At 72.5% G+C, this 13,234-nt stretch carries 13 protein-coding genes and 1 pseudogene; all 14 read right to left on the bottom strand.

The features are described from left to right. Positions 1 to 19: 19 nt before the first annotated feature. On the bottom strand, positions 20 to 685 hold the full coding sequence (locus ASC60_RS36410) for a CBS domain-containing protein (protein ID WP_055558004.1): 666 nt from the start codon (positions 683 to 685) through the stop codon (positions 20 to 22). A 127-nt stretch (positions 686 to 812) separates the two neighbouring features. Beyond that, positions 813 to 1,811 (bottom strand): hydrogenase expression/formation protein HypE, encoded by a 999-nt coding sequence (gene hypE / locus ASC60_RS36415; protein WP_107097260.1) that lies wholly within the window; start codon positions 1,809 to 1,811, stop codon positions 813 to 815. Between the two features lie 46 nt (positions 1,812 to 1,857). Further along, positions 1,858 to 2,979 (bottom strand): hydrogenase formation protein HypD, encoded by a 1,122-nt coding sequence (gene hypD, locus ASC60_RS36420; RefSeq protein ID WP_055558006.1) that lies wholly within the window; start codon positions 2,977 to 2,979, stop codon positions 1,858 to 1,860. Next, complete coding sequence (locus tag ASC60_RS36425) at positions 2,976 to 3,275, bottom strand: HypC/HybG/HupF family hydrogenase formation chaperone (RefSeq protein WP_055558007.1); 300 nt, start codon at positions 3,273 to 3,275, stop codon at positions 2,976 to 2,978. The genes hypD and ASC60_RS36425 overlap by 4 nt, the downstream gene beginning before the upstream one ends. Before the next feature lie 18 nt (positions 3,276 to 3,293). Further along, positions 3,294 to 5,645, bottom strand: coding sequence for a carbamoyltransferase HypF (hypF, locus tag ASC60_RS36430; RefSeq protein WP_234357285.1), 2,352 nt, complete (start codon positions 5,643 to 5,645; stop codon positions 3,294 to 3,296). Positions 5,646 to 5,805: 160 nt separating this feature from the next. Further along, positions 5,806 to 6,315: a hydrogenase maturation protease gene (locus ASC60_RS36435; protein ID WP_055558008.1), complete on the bottom strand. Its 510-nt coding sequence runs from the start codon at positions 6,313 to 6,315 to the stop codon at positions 5,806 to 5,808. Next, complete coding sequence (locus ASC60_RS36440; RefSeq protein ID WP_055558009.1) at positions 6,312 to 7,673, bottom strand: Ni/Fe hydrogenase subunit alpha; 1,362 nt, start codon at positions 7,671 to 7,673, stop codon at positions 6,312 to 6,314. Before ASC60_RS36440 ends, ASC60_RS36435 begins: the two co-directional genes overlap by 4 nt. After that, complete coding sequence (locus ASC60_RS36445) at positions 7,670 to 8,512, bottom strand: oxidoreductase (RefSeq protein ID WP_055558010.1); 843 nt, start codon at positions 8,510 to 8,512, stop codon at positions 7,670 to 7,672. The genes ASC60_RS36440 and ASC60_RS36445 overlap by 4 nt, the downstream gene beginning before the upstream one ends. Position 8,513: 1 nt before the next feature. Further along, a complete protein-coding gene (locus ASC60_RS36450) occupies positions 8,514 to 9,326 on the bottom strand; it encodes an FAD/NAD(P)-binding protein (RefSeq protein ID WP_055558011.1) in 813 nt (270 codons plus the stop codon). After that, positions 9,323 to 9,778 carry a cyclic nucleotide-binding domain-containing protein gene (locus ASC60_RS36455; protein ID WP_055558012.1) on the bottom strand — a complete coding sequence of 152 codons (456 nt, stop codon included), beginning with the start codon at positions 9,776 to 9,778 and terminating at the stop codon, positions 9,323 to 9,325. The genes ASC60_RS36450 and ASC60_RS36455 overlap by 4 nt, the downstream gene beginning before the upstream one ends. Continuing rightward, entirely contained in the window at positions 9,775 to 10,929 is a 1,155-nt protein-coding gene (locus ASC60_RS36460) for a 4Fe-4S dicluster domain-containing protein (protein ID WP_234357286.1), read from the bottom strand. The genes ASC60_RS36455 and ASC60_RS36460 overlap by 4 nt, the downstream gene beginning before the upstream one ends. A 285-nt stretch (positions 10,930 to 11,214) precedes the next feature. Continuing rightward, the gene (locus tag ASC60_RS36465) at positions 11,215 to 12,114 is read right to left on the bottom strand and encodes a universal stress protein (protein WP_055558014.1); all 900 of its coding nucleotides are present in this window, start codon (positions 12,112 to 12,114) and stop codon (positions 11,215 to 11,217) included. A gap of 150 nt (positions 12,115 to 12,264) precedes the next feature. Further along, complete coding sequence (gene kdpC, locus ASC60_RS36470; protein ID WP_267892857.1) at positions 12,265 to 12,945, bottom strand: potassium-transporting ATPase subunit KdpC; 681 nt, start codon at positions 12,943 to 12,945, stop codon at positions 12,265 to 12,267. Positions 12,946 to 12,970: 25 nt separating this feature from the next. Further along, positions 12,971 to 13,234: pseudogene (locus ASC60_RS36475) on the bottom strand (potassium-transporting ATPase subunit B); the annotation flags it as partial.

Consider the following 13,234-nt stretch of genomic DNA (forward strand, 5'->3'; position numbering starts at 1 on the left):
GCTCACGCTCACGGCCCGCTCACGCCGCCTCGCTCCTCTGCCCGGCGGCCCGGAAGTGGCATTCGACATCCACGACGCCCTCCACGCCCCGGGCGAGGCGCGCGGCCACCGGAATCAGCGTGGTGTCGTGCAACTGCCCGCTGAGCGTGACCACCCCCTCGTCCACCCGCACGTGGAGGGCATGTCCGAGAGCTGGGAAGAGGGGGGAAACCACCGTGCGGCGGACCTCCTCCGCGATGTCCTCGTCCGCCCGGAGGAAGACCTTCAGCAGGTCACCCCGGCTGACGATGCCCTGCAACTTCCCCTCGGCGTCCACCACGGGAAGCCGCTTGACCCGCCTGACGGCCATGATCCGGGCCGCCTCGGCCAACGTGGCGTCCGCGTGCACGGTCACCGCCGGGGTGCTCATCAGCTCCTCCGCCGTCAGCGCCCCCGCTTTCGCGAGGTCGGGCAGGCGGCGCAGCTGCTCGAAGCGGGCCGGATCGCTGTCCCGGAACTCCTCCTTGGGGAGCAGGTCCGCCTCGGAGACGACGCCAACCACACGCCCCTCGCCCTCCAGGACCGGTATGGCACTCACCCGCCACTGGCCCAGCGTCTGCACCAGTTCCTTGAACGGCGCGTCCCGCCCTACAGCGACTACCGTTCGCGTCATCACATCGCTCACGATGTGCGGAGTCTCGGACACGGCCTCCTCCTCTCCTCGGACACCGCCGGTGTCCCCGCTGCGCCACCGGTTCCAGTGTCCGGCGGGTGGGTGCGACCGGCCACAGGGGGACGGTGGCCGGGCCTTGTGACCCCGCGCTCCGCGGGGCTCAGCAGATCCGGGGCAGTTGCTCACCGAGTGGAAGGTCCACGATCCGGGTTCCGCCGAGGCCGGTGCGGGCCACGACCATGCCGGGGTGTTCGGCCACGCACTCGCCGATGACGACTGCCTCCCGTCCACCGGGATGCGCGCGCATCGCGTCCAGGACCGCGTCGGCCCGCTGCCGGGGCACGAACGCCACCAATCGGCCCTCATTGGCCACATACATCGGATCCAGGCCGAGGAAGGTGCACGCGGCCGCCACCGGCTCCGGTACGGGCACCGCCCGCTCGTCCAGGACCACGCCGGTGCCCGACGCCGTCGCGATCTCGCCCAGCGCGGCGGCCAGGCCGCCTCTCGTCGGATCGCGCAGCACATGGATCCCGGGGGTGACGGCGAGCATCGCCCGGACCAGTCCGGCCAGGGGCGCCGTGTCACTGGCCACCTCGGTACCGAAGGTGAGTCCTTCGCGGACGCTGAGGATGGCGATGCCGTGCTGACCGATCGGACCGCTGACGATCACCGCGTCGCCCGGCCGGGCGCGCTGCGGACGGATGTCCACGCCGTCGGGGATCAGCCCGATCCCCGCCGTGTTCACGTACACACCGTCGCCGTGGCCGGAGTCGACCACCTTGGTGTCGCCGGTGACCACGGTGACGCCCGCCGTACGGGCGGCGGCGCCGATGGCCTGCGCGACCCGGCCGACGGTGCTCAGCTCCGTGCCCTCCTCCAGGATGAAGGCGCAGGACAGGTACGCGGGCACGGCGCCGCTCATGGCGAGGTCGTTCACGGTGCCGTTGACGGCGAGATCCCCGATGGAGCCGCCGGGGAAGAACAGCGGGCGGACGACGTAGGAGTCGGTCGTGAAGGCCAGCCGGGCGCCACCGAGCGTGACGGCGGCCGAGTCGGTGAGCCCTCCCCGCGTCACATCGCCGTAGGCGGGGAGGAACAGGTGCCGGATCAGCTCCGCGGAGAGCGCTCCCCCGCCACCGTGGCCCATGACCACCATCGGGTGGTCGCGCAGCGGCGGCGGACAGGACCAGCCGGTGGTCGTGTCAGTCAACGGACGTCGTCTCCTCCGTGCGGGGCGTGGCAATGCGGCGGTACAGGTAGTAGGCGGCGCACGCGCCCTCGCTGGAGACCATGGTGGCCCCCAGGGGTGTGCGCGGAGTGCACGCGGTGCCGAAAGCCGCGCACTCGTACGGCTTGACCAGTCCCTGGAGCACCTCGCCGCTACGGCACACGGCGGGTTCCTCGGCGGCCGGGCCGGTGACGTCGAACCGGTGCTCGGCGTCGTAGTCGCGGTAGGCGTCCGACAGCCGCCAGCCGCTGTCCGCGATGGTGCCGATGCCTCGCCAGGCACGGTCGGTCGTGGTGAACACCTCCTTCAGCACCTCCAGCGCGACCTGGTTGCCCTGCGCCCGCACGGCGCGCGGGTAGGCGTTCTCGACGCGGTGTTCGCCCCGTTCCAGCTGGCGGACCGCCCTGCGGATGCCCTCCAGGATGTCCAGCGGCTCGAAACCGGTGACCACGATGGGCACCCGGTAGGTGTCGGCGAGGCCGGGGTACTCGCCGGTGCCCATCACGCTGCACACGTGTCCGGCGGCGAGGAACGCCTGCACCCGGCAGTCCGGTGACCGCATGATCGCCTCGATGGCCGGTGGCACCCGGACGTGCGAGACCAGCAGGCTGAAGTTTTTGACACCGAGCCGCCTGGCCTGATGGGCCGTCATGGCGATGGCGGGAGCGGTGGTCTCGAAGCCGACACCGAAGAACACCACCTGCCGGTCCGGGGTCTGCCGGGCGATCCGCAGCGCGTCCAAGGGCGAGTAGACGACCCGGACGTCGCCGCCCTCGCTCTTGACGCGGAACAGGTCCCGGTCGGTCCCGGGCACCCGGAGCATGTCACCGAAGGAGCAGAAGATCACGCCCGGACGGGAGGCGATCTCCAGCGCCTTGTCGATCACCTCCAGCGGGGTGACGCAGACGGGGCACCCCGGCCCGTGGATCAGCTCGATGTCCTCGGGCAGCAGTTGGTCGATGCCGTGCCGGATGATCGAGTGGGTCTGACCGCCGCAGACCTCCATCATCGCCCACGGCCGGGTGACGGTCCGGGCGATGTCGTCCAGGAGCCGTCGGGCCAGTTCCGGATCCTGGAACTCGTCGATGTACTTCACCGGTCCTCCTCCTCGGGCGGGCTTTCCGCCTCGGCCGCCGCTCGTGCCCAGGCGTCGCCGAACTCCTCCTCCAGCGCGCCGATCTCCTCGAACAGCCGGAGAGAGGCCAGGGCCGACTCCTCGTCGAGCCGCTGGATCGCGAAGCCGACGTGCACGATCGCGTAGTCGCCCACTTCGATCTCCGGCAGATAGGCCAGACAGACGTCCTTGACCACCCCGCCGAAGTCGACCCGGGCCATCGGTGTGCCGTCCCGTTCCTCGACGCCGACCACGCGGCCGGGTACCGCCAGGCACATGTACTCCTCCTCGATTCCTCAACGCTCGGCCGGACGAGCGGCGACGACCGCCTGTCCCAGGGCCAGGCCGCCGTCGCCGGGCGGGACCACCGTGTGCCCGAGGACGGTGAACCCGTCTTCGGCGAGCCCGGCGGTGCACATGTCGTCCAGGAGGGCGTTGGTGAACACCCCACCGGTGAGGACGACCGTCCGCGACCCCGTGGCCCGGTGTGCGGTGCGGCAGGCCGCGCGCACCGCGCCGGCGACCGCCAGATGGAAGCGGGCCGCGATCAGCGGGGCTCCCGCACCCGCGCGCAGATCGGCCACGATCGCCGCCAGCAGTGGCGCGGGCCGGCCGAGTCCGAAGGCATAGCCCTCCCGTACCCGGCCGGCGGTCACCGCCGCGGCCTCCAGTTCCATGGCGGCCTGGGCCTCGTAGCCCGCCCGGTGGCAGATGCCCACCAGCGAGGACACCGCGTCGAAGAGCCGCCCCACGCTGGATGTGGGCGTGCAGCCGAGGCCACGTGCCAGCTGGACGTCCAGCAGGCGCAGTTCCTCCGGCGGGCAGGCGGTCGTGCAGGGCAGATCGGGCGACCAGGGGATCTGGGCCGCACGCAGATGGGAAAGAGCCATCCGGTACGGATTGCGCACTCCGGCGTCACCGCCGGGCAGGGGTACGTACGCCAGATGCGCCAGGCGGCGGTAGCCCGCGTAGTCGGCCAGCAGCACCTCACCGCCCCAGGCGGCGCCGTCGTCACCGTAACCGGTGCCGTCGAAGGCGACGCCGATGACCGGCTCGTCCAGCCCGTGCTCCGCCATGGCGGAAGCGACGTGGGCGTGGTGGTGCTGGACCGGGGTGAGCGGCCGGCCGTCGCGGCGTGCCCACCGGGTGGACCGGTAGCCGGGGTGGCGGTCGGCGGCGAGGCGGACCGGCTCGACGCCGGTGAGTGCCCGCAGATGGCTCTCGGAGCGCTCGAAGGCCCGCTGGGCGGCCAGGCCGTCCAGGTCGCCGATGTGGGCGGACAGCCATGCGGAGTCGCCCTCGGCCAGGCACAGGGTGTTCTTCAGGTCGCCACCGACCGCGAGGACCGGACGGACCGCCACCGGAAGGCGGATACGCGCCGGGGCGTATCCGCGCGAGCGGCGGACCGGCAGCGGCGAACCATCCGCGCGGACCCGGACCACCGAGTCGTCACAGGCCACCGCGATGGGCCGGTCGTGCCACAGCCACGCGTCCGCCAGCCCGGACAGGCGGAGCATCGCCTCGCGGTCGTCCGTGACCAGTGGCTCGCCGGAGACATTTCCGCTGGTCACAACCAGTGTATCGGGGCCGGGTGGGTCGCCCGGCAGGCCGAACAGCAGCCAGTGCACAGGGGCGTGGGGAAGCATGACCCCGATGTCCGGGCTGCCCGGACAGACCTGCGGCGCGAGCGGGAACGGGTCTCGTCGCCGCAGGAGCACGATGGGGCGGGACCGCCCCATCAGGACGCGGCGCTCCCCCGGGCCCAGGTGACCGAGCCGGGCGGCGGTGCCGGGATCGGGCGCCATGACGGCGAACGGCTTGTCACCACGGTCCTTGCGACGCCGCAGTTCGCCCACGGTCCTCGGGTCGGTGGCGTCGCACACCAGGTGATAGCCGCCGATGCCCTTGACCGCGAGGATGGCTCCGGCGGCCAGCATCCGCCGGGCCTCCGCCGGCGCGGCCTCGCCGTCCCGGCGTACGGCTCCGGTGAGTCTCAGGCCTGGCCCGCAGGCCCAGCAGGCGACCGGCTGGGCGTGGAACCGCCGATCGGACGGGTCCGCGTATTCCGCCGCGCACCGCGGGCACATCGGGAACGCCGCCATGGTGGTCGTGGCCCGGTCGTAGGGCGTCGCGGTGGTGATGGTGAAGCGCGGGCCGCAGTCGGTGCAGGTGATGAACGGGTGCCGGTGGCGGCGGTCGGCCGGATCGGCCAGCTCCGTCAGGCAGGCGTCGCAGGTGGCGGCGTCGGGTGGGACCAGGGCGCGGCCGTGGCCCGTCGTGGAGGGCACGATCGTGAACCCGGTGACGCCGGTCGGGGGCAGCTCGGATGTGGACACCGAGGCGATGTCCGCGAGCGGAGGCGCGTCGGCCGTCAGCCGGTGGCGGAAGGCGGCCACCGCCTCAGGGTGGCCCTCGATCTCGATGCGGGCCCCCGTCGGGTCGTTGGCCACCTGCCCGGACAAACCCAATTCGGTGGCCAGGGCGTGGACGAAGGGACGGAATCCGACACCCTGCACCACGCCGCCGACCGCCACCAGATGTCGGACCGGGGGGTGATGGCCATGGGTGGTGTCCCGCCCCGCCGTGGTGGAGCGGGACACGACACATGGCTGTTCCATGGGCAGGGCACGTCCGTCCGGTGTGGTCATGGGCCTGTGCGGGGTCCCGGCCGTGGCACCAGGGCCGTTCCGGTCAGGCCGTCCGTCATGGTAGGAACCGGACCGGCCGCCGTGGGTGACCATGACCGCGCGGCGGGCCCGACGCACCCCGAACGGCCCAGTCGACGAACGATGTCGGCGAGCGGACGGCCTACGCGGTTCCCCGGCCGTGACTCGGCGCGCTCATGTGCCCGAGCCGCTCGTGCGCCTCCTCGATGGCCGTGGCCACGTGGCGGATCAGCTCGGGCAGCGCGTCGGCCACCGCGGAGCTGAGCCCGCGGCCGAAACCGAAGTCGGCCCCTTCCACCGCGTACACCGTCAGCTCCCGGGGCATCCGGTCGAGCGCGGCTGCCAGGGCGAACGTCTCGCCGAGCCCGAGGGCGTGGGTACTGGCGGAGCGTGCGGCGCATCGCGCGGTCCACTCAGCCGTCAGGGTGTGCAACCTCCCCGGCCGCCCGGGGTGGGCGTGCACCACCTCGACCACGATGACGGCGTCCTGAGGGCCCCACAGGCCGAGCATGCGCCCCGGCTCGCCGTCGCTGTCGGTGAGCAGCGTGTCCTCAAAGGCCCGGGCGCGCAGTGCCTCGATGACGTCCGGACCGGCACCGTCGTCGCGGCGGAAAGCGTTGCCCACGCCGATGACCACCACGCGGCCCGTCATCCGCGCTCCACCGTCAGCTCCAGGAAGTGCGCGGAGCAGGAGATGCACGGGTCGTGGTTGCGGACGGCCCGCTCGCACAGGGCCGTCAGCTCCCCGTCGTCGGCCGGCTCGCCCGGCGCGTCCAGGCGGGACTGCACCTGGCGGCGGAGGTCGTCTTCGATGGCGGCCTGGTTCTGCGCGGTGGGCGGCACGATACGGGCGAGGGTGAGGGTGCCGTCCGCGTCCATGGCGTAGCGGTGGTAGAGCAGCCCGCGTGGTGCCTCGGTGGCCGCGCAGCCGGTCGCGTGGCGGGGTGGTACCTCGACGTACGGCCGTGGCGGCGGCTCGTAGGCGTCGATGACGCGCAGCGCTTCGGCCACGGCGTGGACCACTTCGACGGCGCGGACGATGATGCTGCGGAACGGATTGCGGCACACGGCGCCGGTGGCCGGGTCCCCGAGTCCCGCCTCTCGTGCCGCGTCGAGGGCCGACGGGTGGAGCCAGCGTCCGCTGATCGCGTACCGGGCCAGGCAGCCGGTCAGGTAGGGGTGGCCGTCCAGTCGGGACACCAGGGCGGTCGAGTGCGGGACCTGGTGTTCCACCACGTGGCGCTCGAACTCCTCCACCGGGAACGCCCGTACCGGGCCGGCGCCGGCCGAACCGGCGTCCGCGGAGGCGGGCAGGACGGCCGGGCTCCCGGAGTCGATGGCGTACCGGCCGGGGTCGCGCATCGCCAGCAGCGGGCCGTCGTAGGAGGCGTCGGGGAAGTCGAAGCCGGCCACCCAGCGCACGGTGTCCAGCGCGTCGTCATGGGCCCGGCGCAGCCGCTCGGCCAACGGGACGAGTTCGGACGGGGTGGGTACGCGATAGAAGCCTCCGACCCGGACGTTGATCGGGTGGATGGCGCGGCCGCCGAGCTGCTCCATGATGGCGTTGCCCGCTTGTTTGATCCGCAGGCCGCGTTCCACCGCCGCGCGGTGCTCGCGGGCGAGTTCCACCGCGCTGGGGTGGCCGAGGAAGTCGGGGGCGTGCAGGAGATGGATGTGCAGGGACTGGCTCTCGATCCATTCGCCGCAGTAGAGCAGATGGCGCAGCTTCGCGAGCGGGCCGTCGACCGTCACCCCGCAGGCCCGCTCGACGGCCTGGCAGGACGTCATCTGGTAGGCGACGGGGCAGATCCCGCAGATCCGTGCGGTGATGTCGGGTGGCTCGTGGTGACCGCGGCCGACCAGGAACGCCTCGAAGAAGCGCGGCGGCTCGTAGATCCGCAACCGCGCCTCGGCGACCGTCCCGTCGCTCACGGCCAGGTGGAGGGCCCCTTCCCCCTCCACCCGGGCGAGCGCGTCAAGACGCAGAACACGCGATCCGCGGTGGCTCATCGGGGCCCTTCTTCCGCCGGGGGCTCGGGGGCCTCCCGGGCCGCGAGCCCGGGTACGGGCCCGTATTCGGGCGAGGCCGCGTTGAAGGTGCGGAAGACCCGCACGATGTCCCGTTCGGTCATGCCGTCGTGCCGCAGCTCGCGCACCATGGACTCCAGGTTGGGGTGGGCGACCGGCCCGAAGCAGCCGTAGCAGCCACGTCCGTAGGCGGGGCACAGGGCGCCGCACCCGGCGTGGGTGACGGGCCCCAGACACGGGATGCCCTGTGCCACGGTGATGCAGGTCGTGCCACGCCGCTTGCACTCGAAGCAGACGCAGTGGCCGGGGATGTTCGGCTTTCGCCCGGCCAGGAACGCCGTGATGACTTCCAGCAGCTGGCCTCGGTCGATCGGGCAGCCGCGCAATTCGAAGTCGACGGGCACGTGCGCCGAGATGGGGGTGGAGGTGTCCAGGGTGGCGATGTACTCCGGGCTGGCGTAGACGGCGGCCCGGAACTCCTCGACGTCCGCGAAGTTGCGCAGTGCCTGGACGCCCCCGGCGGTGGCGCAGGCCCCGATGGTGACCAGGCGGCGGGAGATCCGCCGGATGTGGTGGGCGCGCAGGATGTCCTCGGCGGTGGTGACGGACCCCTCCACCAGGGACAGGTCATACGGTCCGGCCCCCGCGAGGACGGCCGGCTCCCGGGAGTCCTCGGCACCGGACATCTCCAGGAAGTGTGCGATGCGTACCCGGCCGGTGAGCGGGAGCAGTTCGTCCTCGCAGTCGAGCAGGGTCAGCTGGCAGCCGTCGCACGAGGCGAACTTCCACACGGCGAGCGAGGGGCGGGGGTCGGGTTCCACGTCACAGCTCCCGGACGGCGAGCAGGGACCGGGTGCGGTCGTAGCCGACCACCGGGCCGTCGCGGCACAGCAGCAGCGGTCCGAGCTGGCAGTGGCCGCAGTGGCCGGTGCCGCAGCGCATGTTCCGCTCCAGCGACACCTGGACGCGATGCGCCGGGACGCCACGGTCGAGCAGCGCCCGGGCGGTGTGCCGGATCATCACCTCGGGCCCGCAGACCATCGCGGTGGTCCGGTCCGGGGCCGTTTCGACCCGGTCCAGCAAGGTGGTGACCACGCCCACGCTCCCCCGCCAGCCGGGACCGGCCCGGTCCACGGTGACTTCCATCTGTGCGGCGGCGCGGCGCCAGTCCTCCAGTTCGTCCCGGTAGAGCAGATCCTCGGGAGTGCGGGCCCCGATCAGCACGTGCAGGCGACCGTAACGCTCCGGGTGGTCGAGCACATGGCGCACCACAGGACGCAGCGGGGCGAGCCCGATGCCGCCCGCGACCACCAGGAGGTCGAATCCGGCCGCGCCGTGGAGGTTCCAGCCGGTGCCGTAGGGGCCGCGCAGTCCCAGCGTGTCCCCCGGCCGGAGTCGGCACAGCGCGCCGGTGACCGCGCCCACGGCGCGCACCGTGTGCACCAGGCGGTGGCCGCCGCGGATGGCGCTGACCGAGATCGGCGCCTCGCCGACGCCGAAGGCGTACATCATGGCGAAGCGCCCCGGGGAGAACCCGGACAGCGCGCGCCCCGCGGGGGCCACTTCCAGCGAGACGCAGTCGGCGTTCTCCGCCGAGACGGCGGTCACCCGGTAGGGCAGGGGCACAGTGGTCACGACGGAAGGTTTCCGTGCGGTGTGTACAGGTCGAGCAGCCGAACCCGGGTGGCCTGGAGCCGGTCGGCGATCATCGCCGCACAGCGCAGCATCAGCTCGTATCCCAGTTTCGGATCGGCCTCGCACAGCTCACGCACCTCGGCCGCGGAGAATTCCCAGGTCCGTAGCGACCCCAATGCCCGGGCGCCCAGATGCCAGCGGTACGGCGGGAAGATCCACGACCAGCCGAGTTGCTGCCGAGGCCCGAGGGTCTCCACCACCTGGGCCCGACGGCCTGGGACGTACACGTCCAGGGCGACTTCGCCGGAGCGGATCAGCCAGAACCGGTCGGCGACGTCGCCCTCGTCGAACAGCCTGCTGTTCGCGTCGAAGTCGCGCTCCTCGGCGAGGCTGAACAGCCGCTCCTGCTGGAGTCGCGGGAGGGTGTCCAGCGGCAGTGGCCACGCGCTCATCGCGACCCGTCCTCCGTACGCCGGGTCCAGTCGTGCAGGGCCGCGGCCTCCTCGGTGATGTCGATGGCGACCGGACACCAGACGATGCACCGGCCGCAGCCCACACACCCCGACGAGCCGAACTGGTCGTACCACGTGCCCAGCTTGTGGGTCAGCCACTGCCGGTAGCGGCTGCGCGACGAGGCGCGCACCGGCCCGCCCCGCAGGTAGGAGAAGTCCAGGTCGAAGCAGACGTCCCAGACGCGCCAGCGTTCGGCGTGGTCCCCGGTCAGGTCGGTGATGTCCTCGGTGGTGGTGCAGAAGCAGGTGGGGCACACCATGGTGCAGTTGCCGCAGGTCAGGCACCGAGAGGCGACATCGTCCCAGCGGGGTGCGTCCAGCGTCTGGGCCATCAGCCGGTGCAGGTCGGTGTCCGGCATCGTGCGGCCCATCCGGTCCGCCGCCGAGGCGACGGCGTCCTCGGCGGCCCGGCAGACGGCCTCGGAAGCCGGATCGCCGGGCAGTTCCGCGAGGATCTCGGCGCCCTCGGGGCTGCCGGCCCGGGCCCAGAACCGGTGCCCCTCGTCATCGGCCAGTTCGGTCAGCACCAGGTCGTAACCGGGACCGGCGGCGGGCCCGGTGCCCATCGAGACGCAGAAGCAGGTACCGCCGGGCTCGGTGCACTCGACCGCCACCAGAAACGCCCCGGACCGCCTGCCCCGGTAGACCGGGTCGGAATGCGGCCCCGCCGTGAGCACCCGGTCCTGGACGGCGATGGCCCGCAGATCGCAGGAGCGGACACCGAGGAACGCGAAACGCGGAGGCGGGGTGTCGTCCGCCTCGACGACCAGCTCACCGCCCGCCCGCGAGGCCGTCCACTGACGCACCCGGGCGGGGTGGAGGAAGGTCTTCCACGACTGGGGACCGGCCGCGTTGGCGAAGGCCGCGCCGTCCGTCCGCGACCGCAGCCGGTACCGCCCGGCTTCGAGGTCCACGCCCCACCCGTACGGCAACTGGGCGGCCGACTCCAGCTCGGCCAGCACGATGGCACCGTCCCGCACCGTGGGGCCGACCACCGTGAACCCGCGCCCCAGCAGCACGTCCACCAAGGCTGCCAGGCCGTCCTTGCCGAACACGGCTCCGTCGGCCGGGGAAGAGATCGACGTGTTCACCCCGGCCCGCACCACCCGTCAGCCGTGTTCGCCAGGCCCTCGCCGCCGGGGCCGGTAACCCTCCACGTCATCGTGTCGACTCTCCTCGCCCGGCCGGATCCGCGTCACGACGCCTCGGCCTCGCCGTTCAACGCCTCGCGCGGCCCATCTGCGCACATCCCGCGTCCGGCACGCGGGAAATCCGCCCTCGACACGGCGGTGATGGACCGAACGGGAAGGCCGGCACCGCCATGCGGGCGTATCCGCTCTCCTCCCCGCACCCGCCGCCGCGGGTCGTCCCCGTCATCACCGCCGACGCCCGCCATGGTCGGACGCGTGCGGGACGGCGATGACCGGGCAGCGCGCGTGATGCAGTACGCCCTGGCTGACGGAACCCAGCAGCATGCCGGTGAAACCACCGTGCCCGCGCGTGCCCACGATCAGACCGAGGGCGTGCTCGGACGCCTCGGTGAGGACCTGTACCGGGTGTCCCCGCACGACCTCATGGTGCAGTTCCACCTCCGGATGGGAGGCGACGCGCCCGGCCACCGTCTCCGACAGCAGTCGACGGCACTCCCGGACGGCCGCGTCCTCGTCCAGGACCCCGAGCATCGGCGGGTGCCACACGTAGAGGGTCCGCAGGACCGCGTTGCGCAGCGCGGCCTCTTCGAAGGCGACGTCCACGGCGGTGGCGGAAGCAGGGCTGCCGTCGACTCCGACCACGAAGTACGGCGGTTGCTGGGTGATGTGCTCCGGCTCCGGTACGACGACCACGGGGCAGGGGGCGTGGGCGATGAGCGGCAGGGTGACGGCGGCCGAGGTGAAGAGCTCGTGGAGAGCGCTCAGGCGCCATGAACCGAGCACGATCTCCGTGGCATTGTCCGCCTGTTCACGCAGCACCCACGCGGGGTGCCCCTCCGCCAGCAGCCCGGACACCCGCACCCGCGGGTGCCGGGACTCGACATAGGCGACCGCCTCGTTCAGCAGACGGTCCCCCGTGGCGTGCAGCGCCTCGTTCCACTCCTCCCAGGACGGGCGCCCGCCCGTCGGCCGGTACCCGGGAGTGGGCAGGTTCTGCGCGAGGACCACCAGCAGCGGGAGGCGGCGTCGGTCCGCGGCGTCGGCTGCCCAGGCGAGCGCCATCCGTTTGTCCGGATCGGGATCGATCCCGACCACGATCGGGGGAGGTCCTGCCATGCGCGTCATCGCCGCCTCCCGCGTTCGTGCCGCGCACGGCGCCTTCGCGCTCGCGCGCCTGCCGCACGACGGCTGATTTCCGGTCGATGTCCATGGTGCGCGCCTCCGCCCCACCCGGCGAATCGAGCATCGAGCCGCGCGGCGAGGACGATCGCGGGATCACCGGGGGAGGTGTGGCCTGCGATGATGCCCCGACGGGGGAGCGCCTGTGGCGGGGTGCCCGGACAGTGCGGAGTTGAGCTGGACGACGTTCACACGTTCCTGGCCGAGGAAGCCGAGGACACGGCCCCGGACGTGTTCGGTGACGAGGTGGCGTACCGTCGCGGGCTTCAGGCGGCGGGCCCTGGCGACCCGGTTCACCTGCTGGTACGCGTATTCCGGCGAGATGTGCGGGTCGAGGCCGGAGCCGGAAGCGGTGATGGCGTCCACCGGTACGTCGTCCGGCTCGACCCCGTCGAACGCGGCGATGGCGGCCCGCCGCCGCTCGACCGTCCTGACCAGCTTCCGGTTGTTGGGGCCGAGGTTGGAGGCGCCGGAGGCCAAGGGGTCGTATCCGCCGGCGGACGGGCGGGGCTGGAACCACGCCGGGTCGGGGCCGGGCCTCTCGTCCGGGTCGGCGGGGTTCTTCCTGGGCAGGGTGAAGTTCTGGCCGAGCAGGCTGGAGCCGACGGTCTTGCCGTGCCACTTCACCCGCGAGCCGTTCGCCTGGTCCGGAAACGCCACTTGGGCGACTCCGGTGACCGCGAGCGGATAGATGATCCCGGTGAGGGCGGTGAACACGAGCAGCATCCGCAAGGCCGACAGGTGGTTGCGGACCACGGGGGAAAGACGGCTGGGCACGGTGAGAGCCTCGTTCCTGGGTCGGTCAGCGCAGTCCCGGCACGAGCTGGACGAGCAGGTCGATGAGTTTGATGCCGATGAACGGCAGCACGAGCCCGCCGATCCCGTAGACCCGGATGTTGCGGCTGAGCAGGGCGGCGGCGGAGGAGGGCCGGTAGCGGACGCCGCGCAGGGCGAGTGGGATCAGGGCGACGATGATCAGCGCGTTGAACACGATCGCGGAGGCGATGGCCGAGGTCGGGCTGTGCAACCGCATGACGTTCAGCTTCTCCAGACCCGGATAGGCCAT

The sequence above is a fragment of the Streptomyces sp. NBRC 110028 genome (genome assembly GCF_001417735.1).
Taxonomy (GTDB): domain Bacteria; phylum Actinomycetota; class Actinomycetes; order Streptomycetales; family Streptomycetaceae; genus Streptomyces.